Source organism: Paenibacillus sp. BK720 (assembly GCF_011761545.1).
Taxonomy (GTDB): Bacteria; Bacillota; Bacilli; order Paenibacillales; family Paenibacillaceae; genus Pristimantibacillus.
The window spans coordinates 758,835-776,423 of sequence record NZ_JAASRQ010000004.1 but is presented as its reverse complement, the minus strand read 5'-3'; the positions used below and the strand labels follow the sequence as shown (position 1 = coordinate 776,423).

General features: G+C 43.2%; 17 protein-coding genes. 9 read left to right on the top strand and 8 right to left on the bottom strand.

Annotation, left to right across the window (positions count from 1 at the left end; all coding sequences use genetic code 11):
* Positions 1–204: 204 nt before the first annotated feature.
* The 3 genes from FHT67_RS19005 to FHT67_RS18995 all read left to right on the top strand — a co-directional run bounded on the left by FHT67_RS19005 (position 205) and on the right by FHT67_RS18995 (position 2,972).
* A complete protein-coding gene (locus tag FHT67_RS19005; RefSeq protein WP_132311874.1) occupies positions 205–1,425 on the top strand; it encodes a stalk domain-containing protein in 1,221 nt (406 codons plus the stop codon).
* Positions 1,426–2,042: 617 nt separating this feature from the next.
* Positions 2,043–2,573, top strand: coding sequence for a phosphotransferase-like protein (locus FHT67_RS19000; RefSeq protein WP_167200696.1), 531 nt, complete (start codon positions 2,043–2,045; stop codon positions 2,571–2,573).
* Positions 2,574–2,669: 96 nt separating this feature from the next.
* Positions 2,670–2,972, top strand: coding sequence for a Dabb family protein (locus tag FHT67_RS18995; protein ID WP_167200694.1), 303 nt, complete (start codon positions 2,670–2,672; stop codon positions 2,970–2,972).
* Positions 2,973–3,282: 310 nt separating this feature from the next.
* Here FHT67_RS18995 and FHT67_RS18990 read toward each other — a convergent pair whose 3' ends face one another.
* Positions 3,283–3,771 (bottom strand): TetR/AcrR family transcriptional regulator, encoded by a 489-nt coding sequence (locus tag FHT67_RS18990; protein ID WP_243867296.1) that lies wholly within the window; start codon positions 3,769–3,771, stop codon positions 3,283–3,285.
* A gap of 165 nt (positions 3,772–3,936) precedes the next feature.
* Complete coding sequence (locus FHT67_RS18985) at positions 3,937–4,530, bottom strand: TetR/AcrR family transcriptional regulator (protein ID WP_167200692.1); 594 nt, start codon at positions 4,528–4,530, stop codon at positions 3,937–3,939.
* 185 nt (positions 4,531–4,715) lie between these two features.
* On the opposite strand from FHT67_RS18985, the gene FHT67_RS18980 reads away from it, so the two are divergent.
* From FHT67_RS18980 to FHT67_RS18970, 3 genes are all read left to right on the top strand, one after another.
* Positions 4,716–5,660, top strand: coding sequence for an NADP-dependent oxidoreductase (locus FHT67_RS18980; RefSeq protein WP_132311881.1), 945 nt, complete (start codon positions 4,716–4,718; stop codon positions 5,658–5,660).
* 87 nt (positions 5,661–5,747) lie between these two features.
* Positions 5,748–6,176 (top strand): WYL domain-containing protein, encoded by a 429-nt coding sequence (locus tag FHT67_RS18975; RefSeq protein WP_243867294.1) that lies wholly within the window; start codon positions 5,748–5,750, stop codon positions 6,174–6,176.
* Between the two features lie 336 nt (positions 6,177–6,512).
* Positions 6,513–6,845 (top strand): thioredoxin family protein, encoded by a 333-nt coding sequence (locus FHT67_RS18970; RefSeq protein ID WP_132311883.1) that lies wholly within the window; start codon positions 6,513–6,515, stop codon positions 6,843–6,845.
* A 125-nt stretch (positions 6,846–6,970) separates the two neighbouring features.
* On the opposite strand, the gene FHT67_RS18965 is transcribed toward FHT67_RS18970, so the two are convergent.
* Genes FHT67_RS18965 through FHT67_RS18955 form a run of 3 tightly spaced genes read right to left on the bottom strand, consistent with a single transcriptional unit; the run spans position 6,971 to position 10,587 of the window.
* The gene (locus FHT67_RS18965; protein WP_347880106.1) at positions 6,971–8,035 is read right to left on the bottom strand and encodes a Ger(x)C family spore germination protein; all 1,065 of its coding nucleotides are present in this window, start codon (positions 8,033–8,035) and stop codon (positions 6,971–6,973) included.
* Positions 8,032–9,117 carry a GerAB/ArcD/ProY family transporter gene (locus tag FHT67_RS18960; RefSeq protein ID WP_167200688.1) on the bottom strand — a complete coding sequence of 362 codons (1,086 nt, stop codon included), beginning with the start codon at positions 9,115–9,117 and terminating at the stop codon, positions 8,032–8,034. Before FHT67_RS18960 ends, FHT67_RS18965 begins: the two co-directional genes overlap by 4 nt.
* 21 nt (positions 9,118–9,138) lie before the next feature.
* Complete coding sequence (locus FHT67_RS18955; RefSeq protein ID WP_167200686.1) at positions 9,139–10,587, bottom strand: spore germination protein; 1,449 nt, start codon at positions 10,585–10,587, stop codon at positions 9,139–9,141.
* Positions 10,588–10,792: 205 nt separating this feature from the next.
* Here FHT67_RS18955 and FHT67_RS18950 point away from each other — a divergent pair, with 205 nt between their 5' ends.
* A complete protein-coding gene (locus tag FHT67_RS18950) occupies positions 10,793–11,263 on the top strand; it encodes a DinB family protein (RefSeq protein ID WP_167200684.1) in 471 nt (156 codons plus the stop codon).
* 65 nt (positions 11,264–11,328) lie between these two features.
* On the opposite strand, the gene FHT67_RS18945 is transcribed toward FHT67_RS18950, so the two are convergent.
* The 3 genes from FHT67_RS18945 to FHT67_RS18935 are packed head-to-tail and all read right to left on the bottom strand — an operon-like array spanning position 11,329 to position 15,001.
* Positions 11,329–12,441, bottom strand: a complete 1,113-nt coding sequence (locus FHT67_RS18945; protein ID WP_167200682.1) for a GerAB/ArcD/ProY family transporter — start codon at positions 12,439–12,441, stop codon at positions 11,329–11,331.
* Positions 12,441–13,496: a Ger(x)C family spore germination protein gene (locus FHT67_RS18940; RefSeq protein ID WP_167200680.1), complete on the bottom strand. Its 1,056-nt coding sequence runs from the start codon at positions 13,494–13,496 to the stop codon at positions 12,441–12,443. Before FHT67_RS18940 ends, FHT67_RS18945 begins: the two co-directional genes overlap by 1 nt.
* Before the next feature lie 26 nt (positions 13,497–13,522).
* Positions 13,523–15,001, bottom strand: coding sequence for a spore germination protein (locus FHT67_RS18935; RefSeq protein WP_167200678.1), 1,479 nt, complete (start codon positions 14,999–15,001; stop codon positions 13,523–13,525).
* A 212-nt stretch (positions 15,002–15,213) separates the two neighbouring features.
* Between FHT67_RS18935 and FHT67_RS18930 the strand changes: the two genes are divergently transcribed.
* Positions 15,214–15,972, top strand: a complete 759-nt coding sequence (locus tag FHT67_RS18930; protein WP_167200676.1) for an SDR family oxidoreductase — start codon at positions 15,214–15,216, stop codon at positions 15,970–15,972.
* A 166-nt stretch (positions 15,973–16,138) separates the two neighbouring features.
* Positions 16,139–17,278, top strand: coding sequence for a copper amine oxidase N-terminal domain-containing protein (locus FHT67_RS18925; RefSeq protein WP_167200674.1), 1,140 nt, complete (start codon positions 16,139–16,141; stop codon positions 17,276–17,278).
* The last annotated feature ends 311 nt before the right edge of the window (positions 17,279–17,589 follow it).

The following is a 17,589-nucleotide window of genomic DNA, read 5'->3' as shown; positions in this document are numbered from 1 at the left end:
TTCCATCTAATGATTGTCTGGTATGAAAGAAAAACGTTCAAAATCTAAGGAAACATGAGAATTTAAGAGAAAAGTGATTCTTCATAGAGGGAGGATAGTTACAATAATTACATTACTCTTCAATACAACTTTTCTTTGTAAATTGCGTCTTAATCGAAGCAACTATTGGCTAGCTTATACAGTGATTAGAGAGGAATGGTCAGCATGAAGAAATACCTTGCTGGATTTTTAATTATTTTTGTCCTATGTTTGGGCTTACCAGGACAGGCTTACATGGAGTCATCTAACCAACAGCCTTTGGCTTTTGAGGATCTCAATCTAGAACAAGCGATTAAGTCATTATTGAATAAAAACGACGATGAATCACTAAGAAAAGAGGATTTAGAGTCACTGACCGACGTTAATTTATCGGGTAAAGGAATTAAGAGTTTGCAGGGTTTGGAATATGCAGTCAATGTGACGAAGCTCTCTTTAAGTGGAAATCAAATTTCTGATATTTCACCTCTATCCGATGCTGTGCATTTGACGACTTTGGATTTGAGTGGCAATCAAATTGAGGATATTAAGCCCCTCAGGAAGTTAACGAAGATCACAGATTTATCCCTAGCTAGCAACCAAATCAATGATCTTTCACCGCTAGCGGGACTAGTCAATCTGAGTACGTTGTCCATAAGTTCCAACAAGATCACAGATCTAAAGCCTCTAGGAGGATTGGTTAAGCTTAGGAGACTCGAAGCTGCGAATAATAACATCAAAGATCTTGCTCCTTTGTCTAAATCAACTGACTTGGTTACTCTGAATTTATCATCTAACCAAATCTATGATTTGGAGCCGTTGAGAAATCTTCAAAGTTTGGGTTACCTCTATTTGAACAACAATAGAGTGTGGGATTTAGAGCCGATCCAACAACGTAATTTTTTTCCGTATTATGATACGGGTGCATTCATTGAACCACTTGCGCTGCAAAATAACTATTTAGATTTGAACAAGGGATCGAAAACATATAAATTATTCGTGACACTGGCAGGAAATAATTTGCCTAGCGGTCAGCGTAAGACACAGCGCTTGGTGATCGGCAGCACGACAGCTTATGTGGGAGAAAGTGCTTATCGTATTACTGCAGCGCCATTTATTCAGACGGGACGTACCTATGTGCCGATCCGTTTCATCTCCGAGAAGCTTGGGGCAACCGTGAATTGGAACCAGAGCACCAAAGAGGTAACGATTCACAAGGATGGTAAAACGATTCGTTGGACTGTAGGAAACAGGCAGGTAAAAGTAAACCAGAAAACGGTAATGCAAGATGCTCCGTTACTTTTGAAGAACGGCAGTGCGTTCGTTCCAGTTCGTTTTGTGGCGGAGCAGTTAAATACTTCCGTTGAATATATGGGAAGCAAGCATATGGTCGTGATTTTCAAAAATTAAGCAGCATAACAGAATTACAGAATAATATTTGAAGGGAAGGACTTAGTGACCAATTCAAAACAAGAGTAAAATATGTAGACCGTCATTAAACTCCCTCGGTACGATTTAGTTTTCTCACGGATACTCGCTTATTCGCAAGATTTCACCTTTGACAGAAATACGGAAAGATAGATTCAGGACTACTGTCGAAGACCAGGGCAACATGAAGGCGTGAGGAAATAGAAGGGGAGGTCTAACGGTACGGGTCAGTGCCCTTTGGTTAATGTAGAAGAGTGTAACATTCGGTTGATAATGACCGACTGCTACACTCTCTTTTTGTTCTAGTTATTAAAATACAGTAATCAGGTAAAGACATTACATGGAGTAGCAGATTTATAGAGGTTCTTGTTTGTCGTCTTTCTCAGTTCGGATCCCCGGGTTGCACGATTTATTAAGCAAATTGGCAGAATGCTCGAAAAAATTCTGTTAAATCTGGAGGAAAGACCTTTCTGATTACGAATAGTGTTCTTAAGGAGATTTTGAACCATAAATGCAAACGGAGATAATAAATCTTGGAATATCTGTGACGCTCCTTTCAGATATTGCACAAGATTATTACTCACAAAAAGGAGTTAACTATGATTAAAGGTAAGGTCATCCTATTGAACGGTGCTTCAAGTTCAGGCAAGTCTACAATAGCAAAACTATTGTCGGAAAAATTACCTAATTATTTAGTGTTGGGATTTGACGATCTAGTTTATTTACTATCAAAAATGCGTAACCATAAAAAAGAACCTTCGACATGGGATATTATAAACAAACAAAACTATGACCTGCATTTTTTAACATTTATACTGCACAGACTGACTAAAGTTATTTCGGAGTATTCATTTAACATCATTATTGATACTGTTTTAGACTCGGAAAGCGATGCCGCGGATTTTTTAGACCAGTTCAAGGACGAAGATGTATTATATGTCGGCGTGCATTGTCCGCTCGAAGAATTGGAAAGACGTGAACGCGTTCGTGGTGATAGAACTATCGGTATAGCAAAGGAACAATTGAAAATTGTACATCAAAATATGAAATACGACGTTGAGGTCAATACATACGAGAATTCAACGGAAGAATGCGTATCAAAGATATTGAATACCTTGACAGTTAACTAAAATCATATAGTATGGACATACCGTTAGAAGAGATATAGTTGGTTGTTCAACTAACGCAAGAATGATACACGATAAATATGAGGGGGATAAAAAGCTATGTACGAACATCTCGTCGTTTTCAAGTTCAATACGAATATCACACCTGCCAAGCAACAGGAGCTGCTGGGTCAATTGCTCGGGTTTCAGGATCGTATCCCTGGAATTATCGATATAAGCGCAGGCCTCAATGTAACTGAAGAAAAGGAAAATGTACACGGCTACACGCTTGGATTACGGGTTACATTCGATAGTCTTGAATCACTTCGTTCATATGGACCTCATCCTGTCCATCAGGAGTTTGTAAAATCACTAGACGGTCTGCTGGAAAATGTTATAGTAGTTGATTACCCAAAGGTCTAGTTCACGTTCACAAACGTAATACTGAGTCAAAAGAAGAAGAGGTTCGCTAATAGTGGCAATTTCTTGTTAAGCTCCATGAAAGTTCCCAGGTCCATTACATTAGTTTGCGTGGGTCTGAGTGCTCAATAGGGGAATGCATTGCTTGCCTCATAGCCAAAAAAGAAAGGAGAGGAAAAAAATCCTCTCCTTCTTATATGTTTTACCCTTATTCTATTTTGTCACGGTAATAATACCCCAAATTTGAGAACACCTACTCTTCCACTCGGCAAAGCCATCCTTGCAACACATGGATTTGGTTTGAATGACAGACTCATTCTTTAAAGTAGGGCGTAATCCCTCTTGAATATAGGTTCTCCACTAACTTAAGAAATTCTTCTGACGATAAATCCTTTTGACGTTGAAGCCAAAGACGAAATAAAGACAGGGCAGTTGCCAGGTAAAACTCAATGAAGTATGGCGTTAAGGAATGGTTCTGCGGAACGTTTAATTCTAATTGGTCTAAAGTGATTTCTTTTTTTAAGCGTTTTACAAAACGGGCGCTTCCATAATCACCCAAAAGGGCATTGAGAACCAGGAGATGTTCTCTTTTGTCCAGACAACAGAGCGTATCTTGAACCGTATGCATCGATAGCTCATTATTAGCCAATTCCTTTTTTATGTCATTCAATAAGTCATTTTCAACAGAGTCTAACAATTCGTAAATGTCAGTAAAGTATTGATAAAAGGTGCTGCGGTTACATCCTGACTTAATCGCAATTTCCTGAACCGAAATTTTCTCAATCGGCTTTTGGCTCCACAAACTTTTGTCTTGTTTTCTCCGTTAAATTTCCAAACTTAATTTTGGATCTTTTCTTTATGACATGGCTGCGAACTAGAATGGTTAGCACTAAAGGCAGCATTCGGAACGCTCCGATAACAATCTTGAGTTTTTGAAGCATGTGCTATGAATTCGTATCGTTAGCGATTATTTCTCGTTAGATGCAAATCGGCTTGAGCCTTCTGACAGAACGGCTAAGACACGGCGTGTCATTTCGTCCACACTTATATCCTCATAAGCTTTGCTCCATTGTACCGCGGCGCCGAATATCGACCAGCTTGTCATGAGAGCCATCGTGTCGACACGGATGGTCCAATCAGTCTGGTCCGCCCGAAGCCGTTGTAGCCAGTGTTGCAGCAGTTCGGCAAGCTCGTCACGGACCGAGCTCTCGAATAGCGGGTTGACCGTATCGATTGGGCTGCATCGACCGTATAGCGAGCGAACGTGTTCCAGTACTATTCGGACCAGCAAGCGCAAATGCTCGGGATTCCAACCTGCATCCGGTGGAAGTTCACTGCCTAGTAAATGGCGAAATTTATCACGGATGGACTGCTCCAGTAACGCGAATTTGTCCGGAAAATGAGCGTAGAACGTTCCCCTGTGCACATCTGCCCGGTCGGTGATATCCTGGATTGTCATTGCGGTAAATCCCTTTTCCCGCATCAGTTCCGCGAACGATTGCTTCAGCAGTAATTGCGAGCGCCTCCGCCGTCGATCGGCTTCATTCCTCTCATTTCCCATCGCTTGTAACGCTCCTCCCCTGAGGTCAACGGAGCTCAAGAGCCGACAACCCCGACAATATCGTCGATTTGTCAGGTAAACGACGTGCGGGCTGCATTGTCCGTTGTTACCAGTCTCCAATTATTATTACTATTGTAATGAACGCGGCCCGTTTATTCAATGAAGCGAAAGAGGGAGAAATGATTATGGCGACGGAAATACCTCAGAAAATGAAAGCGATCCGTTATTTTACTCACGGAGGACCGGACGTATTGCGTTGCGAGGAAGTGCCCGTTCCGACGGCAGGTGAAGACGAGGTTCTCATCCGCGTTCATGCAGTCGGCGTCAATCCAGGCGATTGGCAGATCCGTTCGGGCTTGGCTGGTGATCGGTTCAGACTTCCTTATATCCCCGGGTGGGATGTATCGGGAGTCATCGCCAATGTAGGGGCTGGAGTTACGAGCTTTCATCCGGGCGACGCCGTTTACGGGATGACCGTCAACAGTGGGGGTTGCGCGGAATATGTCGTTGTACCGGCGGGGCATTTGGCACTCAAACCTGAATCTGCTGATTTCGTCGAGGCGGCGGCTTTGCCTCAGTCTGGCTTTACCGCTTGGCATGCGCTGTTCGTTCAAGGGAAACTAGAGAAGGGAGAAACCGTTCTGATCAACGGTGCTGCCGGAGGCGTCGGGCACCTTGCGGTCCAGCTCGCCCGATGGAAGGGGGCGCGCGTCATCGGAGCCGCTTCTGCCCGTAACGAGCCATACTTGCTTGATCTTGGCGTCGATGCGTTTGTCGACTATACAAGCAGTCTGCCGTCAGAGATCAAACATAGCGTGGACATCGTCCTCGATACAGCGGGAGGAGAGAAGGCAGACTGGCTTCTGAATACCCTCAAGCCGGGAGGTCGTCTCGTACCGATAACGTGGGGAAGCCATTCGTCGGATAACGCGGCAAAGGCGTCTGTAACCGTCCAAGAGGTGCAGTACCCGCCGATTGCTACTGCTTATCTAGACGAATTAACCCGGCTAGTTAACGGAGGACAACTGAACATAACGATCGACTCGGTGTTCCCCTTAGAGGAAACTGCCAAGGCACATGAAAAAAGTGAGAGCCGCCGAGCGCGTGGTAAAATTGTCATCCTGCTGTAGTGGTGAAGCCAAGAGTTTCTACATTTCAAAATAGGTTTTAAGCTAACGTAAGTACTTCAGCCGTCGCTTCTATTTCCAAGTTTAGTCATGGGTCCATTACACCAGGCAATTAAAGACCTTCAATGCGTTACTTTCAAATACTTAGATAACAACGGTGCGGAGATCGAGCGCAAACTGGAACCGATGGGTCTTTTTCTCAAAGGATACATTTGGTATGTATATGGCTATTGCCTGACACGAATGGACATTCGAGTATTCCGCTTGTCCCGTATAGGAGAGCTTAAGATCCTGCCGGAACATTTTGTGAGACGAGACTATACGCTTCAAGATGTCGAGAAACAATTCTTGAACAGAGCCGATTTTAAAAAAGTGCAAGCGGTATTACTCTTTCAACCGGAAATGAAAACCCGGGTGCTTGATGAATTCGGCTTCGACCAAGTCCTCGTGAATTCGGATGAAACCATGTCACTAACCACATATTTTTCATTAATGGAAAGAGCGGTCCAGAAATCTTGAGCTACGGCAGCATGGTTAAAGTGATGGGACCCCCGGACTTAAGTAGGAATATCCAGCGTCAAGTCCAGAAGATGGTTGAGCTTTACGAGTTATGAATGAAAAAGTCGGAGGGGCGAGTCATGTAACCTCTTAAATCTCGGGAGTAGTTGATTTATTTCATCTATCATTTCTATAGAAAAATTGAGATTGATCAATAACGCTAAATTTCATAGAATGAAGTTGGCTGATCGGAGAAAAGAGCCCAACCCAACTATACGTCTGAAAGATGGCAGCACAATTACCTATTGATAAAGGGTTTTTAGCTGAACGACGCTGGTAATAAGAGGAGGATGTATAATGGAGATTATGTCCTTAAAAGTAGAAAATTTTAGAGCACAAATAGATCATGGGATTACGCTTGTTGGCTTTTTTGAGCCTGAGTGCCATTCCTGTCAAGAACAGCTTCCTATTATCGAGGAGTTAGCTCAAGAACTGAGACACGAAGCTAGCTTTTTTAAAGTGAATATCCAACAAGAAAAAGAAATCACAAATGAATATGGCATAACAAGCGCACCGACATTCATGCTTTTTAAAGATGGATATCAAGTGGAAACCTTAGCTGGTGTTCAAAGTAAAGAAAAGTTGCGCCAGACCATTCTTCGATATGCAGCTATGGGTGATACATGCTGACTTTCATCCATGGAGGTTTAGTATGAATTTCAGACGTGCTAGCACCAAGAAATATTAATGAGAATAAGCATGTATGGTTTTACTTTTATGTTCAGGAGTTGCCCGTAGCAACTCCTTTTTCATTTCTATTTTTTGATCCCGGTTTCCATGATTATAACGTCTACGTCTACCTCAATGTTCATCTTCGGATATTGACGCATCCATTCTTCTTCATTCCAAGTTTGCTTTCTGCTTCTTACGAAGTCCCCTAAACCCAAAGGATCGATTTCATTTTTTTGAAATATTTGTATGAGCTCCGATTCTGCTTGTAAGATCTTCTGCTCGATTTGTTTTTTTAGGATAGGGAGTACCTCATCGGAAATAGGATTCCCTTCGGCTTCTCTTATTTTGCAGTCCATGGATAAGTTAATCAGGATAGAATCGTTCTTCATATGATACTTCACAGAAGACCCCACATTATCAACTGTCAGGAATGTTCCGTTGTCAAGCTTTACTTCGATAATTCCTTGATTCATGTCTTTCAGGAGCATCTTCATAAACTTCGATTGGTTATAGTTTAGTGAGGCAACATACGCGTCATCTCTAAATAATGCTGTGCCAACCACGGAGACACGACCATGCTGGATTTGAAGAAGAGGCAAATAGGGGTCTAGCCCTTTTCCTACACGCGCATATTCAAATTCATGCAAATTTTGACTAGGAAGAGTGCCTTTCCTTGTGTTTGCATCAAGTAAATGATAAAGATACATACCTTTCTCGTCCTTCCTGCTAAACTTCTCTTCTAAAAGATGTTTGGCCTTTCCGTCCACCACGGCTAAGTACATCCTTCGTGAATGAATTGCGTTGCGCAAAAGGACATCCAACTCTTTTTTTACCCCGCTAGTTGCTTTGTCTCTGCCAAATAATACGACGGAGAGCTTCCCGGGATGTAAAGGTTTATCAATTTGCGTACCCATGACTTCACGAATTTCAGAACCTGTGCGACCTGTTTTCGAGTACATTTGATCTGTGACGGCCTCTGGCTTTCCCAATTCAAAATCAGGAACCGCTATAGTGAGTTCGATTTGATCTTTTGATATTTCGTCGAATGAGGCGACAATAAAGAGGTGGACCCTGTCCAGAATTTGTTGTTTCACGCATGACGTTAATAACAGGCTGATCATCAATGCCATACAAACGGTCCTTATCACTTCATTTTCACCTTTGCCCTGAGAATATCGAATAGGTAGAGGAAAGGGATGTATCCAAAAATAATAGTGATCCCCGACAGTCTGATCCAGGATTGAACGACGTCAACACCTATACGATTCGTAATCAAACAGATTGCAATAAACACGAATCCTAACAAAAACGGAAGAGCGGTTACTTGTCTAATTGAGAATGTAAACTTCATGATTCGGCTGGTTACCCATATACATAAACAAATCACGGGGAACAGTCGTAGGACCGTAGCAGATGCTCCGATAAACTCAAAACGTTCAACAAAAGGAAATTGGATAAATTTATATTTCGTTAATGCCGGCCAGACTTCATGTGCCAGCTGTTCAGGTTTGAAGGTAATTATCGCAAAAACGACCTCAATAATATAAAGCGAAGTCATGGATATTAATCCCCAATGTGCCCACTTTTGCGACTTTTTCGCTGTTTTAATAAACGGATAACAAAATAGGAGTATTTCTATTCCCATATAAGAAGTAGTCAATTCCTTTGATGCTTTGAAAATATCATGTGGTGAATGACTCATAGCGGGTAGTAAGTTATTGAAATGAAAGTATGGAATCATAAAAAATATCGTTGCAAAAAGCACGGTATTGAGAAGACTAAACGTGCAGATGCCAACGATTACCCTAAAACCGGATGAAATAATATAGTAGGCGATGACGAGTAACACCAATGCCATGGACCAGGTTTTCATTTCCGGAAATACCCATACTTGGATCACTTCAATAAACAGCCGTACTTGATAGACGGTGACGAGCAGAAAATAAAATGCAAACAGAAGGTTAAGCATTAGGCCAATCCATTTCCCAAACAAAAGGATATGCAGGCTTATAAGATCCATCTGATGCCGGTTTAGAAGGCTGTACATCATAAATACGACAAGATGGATAGCAGCGGAGCAAAACAGGACGGCAACCCAAGTATCTTGTCCTGCGAACTGAATCGGCTTCACTGTCATTAGAACAAAGTTTATTCCGAATAACATGGCGTGAATAATAATGAAAGTGAAAGAAGGAGAGATGGTATAGCGTTCTTTTATGTTTACAGTCAAACTTAATCTCCTCCGAATTTGTTATTCGTCAATGTCTTTTTTTAATTTCGCCTTTTGTTTATCAAACCGAATAGTATTTTTAGTCCTATAGTACTCTGGTCGATGATGAAATTTGGAATACGGTGGTCGGATGAACTTATCCGTTAGACCTTTTAACCGTATTGGGTAAAACGGAACCAGATATGGCATCCCGAGAGAAGTTAAGCGCAGCAGATGAGTAACCACAATGACGGAACATAGGAAAATCCCTAACAATCCCCACATTTGAGCAAAGAGTATGAATGGGAGCCGAAGAATCCGTATTGTATTGCTCATGCGAAATACAGGTGTTGTAAACGAAGCCATTGCCGACAAGGCGATAATGATCAACAGTAAGTTGCTTGTTAAAGCTGCTTGCACCGCTGCTGTTCCAAGCACGATTCCTCCCACAATCCCAATGGTTTGCCCAATTTTGGAAGGCAATCTCGCGCCAGCTTCCCTTAGCAGTTCAATAGCCATTTCCATGATTAGGACCTCAACAACGGGAGGGAAGGGTACATTGATGCGGGATGCTATAATCGTCGGTAAAAAATTATTTGATATACCGTGACCATGATAGGTCAGCACGGCAACGTACACTGCTGAGGCTAATATTGAGAAGATCACGGATGTAATTCGAATCATGCGGATAATGGATCCTAAGATCCAAGGCAAGAAATAATCTTCGTATGAGGTGAAGAAATGCTCGAATGTAACAGGTCCTAAAATCGCATTCGGTGAGCCGTCAACTAAAATACAAACTTGCCCCAAGGTTAAACTCCACACAATCCGATCTGTTCGTTCCGTCCCAAGCATCTGCGGGAAGATCGAATTTGAATTGTCTTCAATGAGCTGCTGAATGAAAGAGATATCCGTCACGGTATCGAACTGTATGTCCTTTACACGCTGTAAACAGGTATTCACGTATTGTTCGTTTGTAATCCCATCGATATAACAAATGGCCACTCTTGAATTGGAAATATCTCCTACATGAAGTTCTTTTACGCGAAACGAAGCAGTAGGCAACCGCTTGCGAATTAGATTCAGATTGGTATCCAGGGATTCGACGAGAGCTTCTTTAGATCCCTCGACACTGAATTCGATTTCCGGTTTGGATACGACGCGTCCTTTGGATAAAGATGCGTTAAGCAGGATGGTTTTATTGCTGGTAGCCTGTTGAATCGTAACGTATCCGAGAAGTAGTTTGTCGCGAATCTCATTCCAGTCGCTGGAGAGTTCTTTATCTGCGATTGGCATCGATTCAAATAACGCATCGAATTGATCCCCTGTGTAATTTCCTAAAAAATCAAGAATTTGCTCATTGACTACATTTAAATCTGTTATGGATTTGAGAAAGCAGATCAAATAAGGCCCTACATGATTGGTTTGTTGGAGATAAACAAAATCTGAGGATTCCGTAAACTCCTCCCACTGTTTTGGGATCTTAAACATGTAGAATCTTGCCTCTTTCTGTCGCTTTTTGTACCATTATTTCCTGACTGCCACTTATTATACTTTTGTTTGGATGGAAGCCGCATACGACGAGGAGCTTCCGTTGCTCTGACATGAGGATAACGTAACAGCAAAATAGCACGGGTTTATTACGAACGTGGGTTCTGATATAATGTAACAAAATTGAAGTCGAAAGGAAGCAGCTATGAACGCTATAGAAGCAGTAGTTCAGAATTTAAGCGAGGTTAGACGCAGAAGTATGATGATTTGGGAAAGTGTTCCCGATGAGTTTCTGGATTGGAGACCGGATTCAGAAGCGATGAGCATAAAAGAGATGATCCGCCATGTCCTCGATAGTGAACATTATTACCATCTTGCCTTGCTGAATAAAGGAAGTCTATCCGCGTATGATTCCCCTTATGAGGCTCGTGCTTTTACAACGCTCAAAGATGAACTCCGCTTTTCAGAAACCTATCGGAACGAATTTATGAATACAGTGAAATCCTATACAGAAGGGGATTTGACAAGGATCCAAATTGATAGAAAAGACGTTGGCTACGTTCGATCATTAGGAGACATGCTTATGAGAATTGCATACCATGAAGCAGTCCATTCGGGTCAACTTTTAGATTATTTAAGAACAGCCGGATTAAAGCGGCCAAAGGTTTGGGATTAATCCGAAAGTGCCTGACTTTGCTTTATAGCAAGGTTAGGCACTTATTTGAATCGTATGCTGGTCATTTAAGCTTCGTCCATTTTGGTTCGTTTTCTCTCTCCCTTTAAACGAGCTGCAAACCAAGTGATAATAAACAGCAACGGAATATAAGCAAAATAGAAGTAAATCGCGCATTCATTAACGAATGTACCGAATGCGTCCATTTGCGCTCGTTCTTTTAAGGTTAGCGCAGCAAGCATAAGTGCCGCCAACACAAAAGGCAAAGATAGACCGGGCTTAATTGAACATACTCTTTTCATAATTCTTGTGCAGCACCAGATGGGAATGCAAACCGTCGGGATAATGGTCAACTGCCACATAAATATAAAGACGTATTCGAACCTCGCAATAAAAGAGAACTCAATGATTTGCGTCATGGCCATCGTTGGCCATAAGGTATGTTTGAGCAGACCTTGACTGAAAAACATCAAGGTGACGATCATAATCGCAGCATATTTGAAAGTGGAAAACAGGAGAGCGAAATGAGCCCATTTCGCATGCTTTTGGCCGGATTTTAAGAAAGGCAAATAGATCAGCAACGGTTCAAGCCCGAAGAAAATGATGCAAGATGACTTTGAGCTTTTTATTACATCCGTTAAAGAATGATTCAGAATAGGCAGCAATAATCCGGGATCTCCTTGTCGGGTTGGGAAATAGAACCAGAAGAGCATGGGGATCAGCGCTAAATAAAAAAAGCTGAACCCGGCAACAACCCTAAACCCGCCAGAAACGACATAGTAGATGATGCAAATAAACAATCCCGCAATAACCCATGTGCGAAGCGAAGGAAACACCCACACTTGAATGACTTCCATGTACGAACGGAGAAAGAATAGAGCCATTAAGAAATAGTACCCGACCACGATTAAAGAAAGAGCATTCCCCATAAATTTACCAAAAACCGTTCGATGGACGTCAATAACATCCTTGGCTGGATTGCCGAGCATTTTGTAAATCATCCAGATGATGAGATGAAGGCTTACGCCCATCAGAATAATCGATATCCAAGCATCTTGGCCGGCATGAACAAGCGCAAGGCTCTGAAAATTAAATAAGGTCGCGGCAGCCTGGGTAACAGCAATCAAGAAAAATACAAAGTATCCCGAAATCGCGTAATTTTCCTTTATCCGTTGCTGCATTATTGCCCAACCCCTGCGTGTAAGATAATAACGTTCGTTTTAACCTCAAAAAGTAGCTGAGGGTAGATTTTTTCGTAATACGCTTCTTCTTTGAAGGCTTGATGCTGTCTCCTGTATTTCTCGCCAAAGCCGATTGGATCGACCCTGTTTTGCTGTAGACGAATCAACATCGCCGTAATCTCCGAGGATAACCTCTCTTCAATTTGCTTCTTGATTTTTTGTAAATCTCCTTGGTTCCGTACGTTCATTTGTTCCGGGATTTCTCTTAGTTGGATGGCTAGCTTTAGGGATATCGTTGTTTTGCCATCTTCTTTAACGTCAATCTTGGACTTGCCATGCAAAATAATAAAGGAGTACATGGAATTTGCGCCGGCAAGGAAATCGTATTCGCCTGTCCGTTGTTTATCTTTGAGCAGTTTCAGATACAAACCTTCATTGGCATTTAACCTAACTTTTAAATCGTCTCCTTTAAAGACGGCTACGCCATCCATTTGAAACACGCCTTTATTTAGGTTGATAACCGGCAAATAAATGTCTTGGCCCTCTCCATAATACTGATTTACGAAAGTATGATAATTCGTATTCGGCGTATTTCCGTGATCCATGTTTTGTTCGATCAGCTCGGACAAGAAGAAAGGAGGTTTTCGGGAAGCCTCGGCAATCATCGCGTTTGTGCTTTGGTCCGTTAACACAATAGAAGCTTTGGTGCTTTTCGTGAATTGTCGATTGATAATATCGGCAAGCTCACTTATGTATTTTTTTGCGAAGTTTTCGCTCAAGACCAGTGTACGCATTTGTCCCATTTCCACGGGTTGAGAGGATTTGCCGGTCAGGGCCGTGAAAACCCCATATACCACTTTAGACTCCGTGGTTACCAGGGATTGCCCTCCTGAAGCTTTGATATACTTCGGATACGAAACGCTTAGTTTAATCTTATCTTCTTCCAGGTCCGCGCCCATGTACTGGATAATATTGATTTGGTCGACGACCCGTTCTTGAGCGCAGCCGGATAACAAGATGCAACAGCAGATTAGTATCCCCGCATGCTTTCTCATGATTTCAATTCTCCCATCTTCTCTGCTCATTCGCTATTGTAGTCGTCACCGATATCCTTATTTTTTTTCACGTTAAATCTTTTCGTTGAAAGCGGACGAGTCGTGAAAAACCGATTACTCAATTGGGTAAAAGAGGAGCGGATAAAGCTATCGCTGAAGCTGTTGTTGCGGAAAGGGAATATCGGCACCATATACGGTGCGCCAAGTGATTTCAAGCGCAATAAATGACCTAAAATAAACATTAAGCCGATCATGATGCCAAATCCGCCCCATAAGGAAGCTAAAACAATCAGCGGAAAGCGCAAAAATCGAATGGTGTTCGAGATTTTGAAGATTGGCGTGGTAAAGGAAGCCAATGCCGAAAGCGAAACAATGATGAGCAAAATATTACTGGTTAATCCAGCCGCCACCGCAGCCTGCCCGAGTATAATACCTCCTACTATACCCAAGGTTTGGCTGACCTTTGAGGGAAGTCTGGACCCGGCTTCGCGGAGCAGCTCGATCGTTATTTCCAGAAAAAGCACCTCCAACACCGGCGGGAAAGGCACGTTGGATCTCGATTCGATAATCGGTCCTAAAAGCTCCCGGGGAATGACGATGTAGTGAAAGGTGAGAATAGCAACGTAAAAGGAAGAAGCGAGAATCGAAAAGGCAACTCCGAAATAACGAATAAGACGAAAACACGATCCCAGAATCCAAGGTAAGTAGTAGTCTTCCGGTGAAACGAAAAAGCTAAACAAACTTGTGGGCCCTGTGAGTACAAACGGGGAACCGTCGCACAAAATAGCCACTTCCCCGTTCAATATCGAGTACATGATTCTATCCAGACGCTCGCTGGACAAGAATAACGGAAACGGAGAATTTGAGTTGTCCGTGATGAGTTGTTCCAGTAGAGAGCTTTCGAACACGATGTCGAAGTCCAGATCCGAGAGCCTTTGCCTGGCTGTGTTGATGTACTCGGGATTCGTTATGCCGTCTAAATAAGCAATGACGATCTTCGTTTTTGACATCTTGCCGATTGATAGCTCTTCAAAGGTGAGTTTCTCGGTACCAAGCCCTCTGCGAAGCAAGGCCAAGTTGATGTCCAAGCTTTCCACAAAACCGACCTTTGGACCAATGACGCTAAACTCGTTTTCCGTATCATTGTGATCGCGAAGCCCCGATTGTTGATCTGAAATATCAATGATTAAGCCTTCGTGCAAATGGGGATCCAATTGAAGGAAGATTGAACCGCGTACCAGACTTTTCAAAACCTCTTCCAATTCTTGAGAAATCTTCATTCCCTCAAGAGGAATCATGGCTTGAAGATCTTGCAAACGCAATTGGCCCAAATCGCCTTTGGAAAATGGAATAAACGAAAGGACATCATGGTGAAATTTTTCTTGATTGATAAGCGTGCTGAAATAAGTAAAATGAATGCGATTATGGTTAATGGTTATACTTGATTGCAGTAAATCAGCAGATTTCGTGCTTTCTTTTAAATCGTGAAGCAAATTGGGAAGCATAAATGTCACCGCCTGTCTGAAACAAGAAATATTCTCCTAGTATGATTGATGCCGGCTTTGTTTATACCCTTCATTTCCCATGCATAACAAAGGCTAAATGAAGGAAAATTCGATGCATGAATAAATGGGATGTCACAGATGGCGACCGTTAATTGTCTTTATTATCGTAAGGTCATTACAGACACAAGCTGGAAAACAACAGGAGGATGAATATGAAGATTGTAGTGATTGGCGGCAGTGGCTTGATTGGGAAAAAACTTGTGAATAACCTTCGTCATCGCGGTCATGAGGTTGTTGCGGCATCACCTTCCTTAGGTGTCAATACAATTACGGGTGAAGGACTCGCGGAAGCGCTTAGCGGCGCGCAAGTTGTGGTTGATGTATCGAATGCGCCGTCGTGGGAGGACCAGGCGGTGATGGAGTTTTTTGATAAATCTACTCGGAATCTTCTCGCTGCTGAAGCGAATGCTGGCGTCGGCCATCATGTTGCTTTGTCGGTCGTTGGAACCGAACGCCTTCTCCAGAGTGGATATTTCCGTGCTAAAAAGGCTCAAGAAGAGCTAATCGAGAACTCCAAGATTCCTTATACGATCGTCCGCGCTACCCAGTTCTTCGAATTTGTTGGCGGCATTGCCGACGTGGCTACCAAAGAGGATACCGTACGGTTGCCTTCCGCCCTTATGCAGCCTATTTTCTCGGATGACGTTGCAAACGCGGTAGCTGATTTTACGCTGGAGGCACCGGCTAACGGCATTGTTGATGTGGCCGGTCCGGATCAGATTCCGATGGACGAATTCATTCGAAAATACTTTAGCGTAACGCAAGATAACCGTCAGGTGATCACGGATGCTACTGCACCGTATTATGGTTCGGTTGAGGTGAATGATCAGTCTCTCGTTCCGAACGGAGACAGACCCGTGACCATTACAAAGACGCATTTCCAGGATTATCTCGGCAGCTTGAAAAATTAACTTTAAATCCTCAAGAGTCATCCAAAGCGCTTAACCTTGCTGCTGTTAGCTGTCAGGGTTAGGCGCCTTTTTTATTCCAAAAATTGACGAATCGTAAAGGCTGTAACCTTTAAATTCATCCTTGCGTCTAGTAAGTACATCTGAGCAGAAAGGAAGAGTATCAATCATGCGTATAAAAAATCTCATGCTGTCCAGCCTACTTGTTGCGACCGCGATTTCGGCAGGCAGCGCTTCAATAGCAAGCGGAGCAGAAAGCCAATCTGCAGCTGCCGCTCGTGCGGTAACCTTCAAACTTAACGATGTTCATTATAGCAATAACACAGGCAAGCATAGCTTGCTGTCAGCCCCTTATGTCAGTAACGGAAACACGATGGTTCCCGTTAGAGCCGCTGCCGAATCCCTCGGCGCATCGATAAGCTGGAGCGATAAAAAAGGAACGATCACGTTATCCGGAAAAAGCTTCGGAACGATTGCATTCACCTTGAATTCCTCTTATGCGGTGAATGCCAAGGGAGAAAAAATCAAGCTGCCCGTGCAGGTTCGCCAAGCAAAGGGCACGGTATTTGTTCCGGCCAGGTCGTTGGCAGCTCTTATGGGGGCACGGCTGCAATGGGAGCCTGTGGCTCATACGGTTACTCTAACCAATCAGACGAATACTCCGGTAAATCTAGACTTCAGTTACCCGTTCACGAAGGATACGGAAGGCTGGAAGGGCGGCTTCGCCGACCTGCCTGCGAATTATAATAAGGACATTTACGAGCTGGACTTTGCCCGTCAATTCATTCCGGTTCAGAACAATACCTCCAATTACGGTTTGAAGCTCGCGGGACACAACCGAAGCGATGACTTGTTTATGTACCTTTCCAAGGGGATTGCAGGGTTCAAACCCAACACTTCCTACAACGTGAATTTGAAGTTTGCGATGTACACCGAAGCGGGAGGGGGATCGATAGGTATTGGCGGCTCGCCAGCCGAATCGATATTCCTGAAGGCCGGTATTTTGTCGAGCGAGCCGTTGTCCGTTCGAGCCTCCTCTTCGGGAGAAGAGTATTACAGAATGAACGTGGACATCGGCAGCCAAGGAGCCGGCGGCAAGGATGTTAAAGTGATCGGCAATGCAGCTAAACCGGATGCGGACAAGGAAGGGTATCAGCGCGTTGACTTTGAATACAGCGCTAAGGTGACGGCCAACGCCAAGGGCGAGATCTTTGTTCTTATTGGCGCGGACTCAGGCTTCGAAGGGCTGACTACGCTTTACTTTGACGATATCAAGGTAAGCGCTAAGGCTGTTGATTCGGTGAAATAAGAGTGATTAAAAGGCCGCAGCCATGCGGCTTTTTTGCTGCGCATTTGTTCGCGGCTGCAGGACCGAGGCAAACAAAAAGCCTGCGGCAATCAGCCGCAGGCAACAATAGAGAATATATAAAGGGGGGTCATGTCCTTTATTATAGAAGCCGATGATGAAAGGAACCTGAGCCCAATATTACAGGAAGGTTACAAATGATGCTTTGCGTATTTCTCATTCTCGGTGTGGTATGGGAAAATAAAGTTCTTTAATTGAAAATAAAGTTGTTAAATGAAAAATAAAATTTTTTAATTACTACGATCTGTAATGAG